Annotated in this window: 1 pseudogene; it reads right to left on the bottom strand. The window is 37.3% G+C overall.

What is annotated here, in order from left to right:
* Positions 1 to 189 (bottom strand): annotated as a pseudogene (locus KVT28_RS28010) (hypothetical protein); the annotation flags it as partial.
* Between the last annotated feature and the right edge of the window lie 52 nt (positions 190 to 241).

Raw genomic sequence — 241 nt, 5'->3', positions numbered from 1 at the left:
TCCCCCTTTAATTGTTGCGGCACTTGCAATAGGTGAGCTTAAAGCGATGAGCGTTCCTGCGCCCAGGAAACTTCTCCTGCTGAGTCCAGTTTTTTGATTTGACATTGAATTTGTCGCACATCCCGACATTGTAATTAAAACACAAATAAAAGGCATTCTTTTTTGCATTTTTTGTTTATATAATAGCATATACTTAGCTTTTTTGTGTATGCAATTGTAAAGCTGATTAGGGGGGATTAAA

The organism is Pantoea sp. GbtcB22, assembly GCF_019091025.1.
GTDB classification, from domain to species: domain Bacteria; phylum Pseudomonadota; class Gammaproteobacteria; order Enterobacterales; family Enterobacteriaceae; genus Pantoea; species Pantoea leporis.
This window is presented reverse-complemented; position numbering and strand designations above follow the sequence as displayed.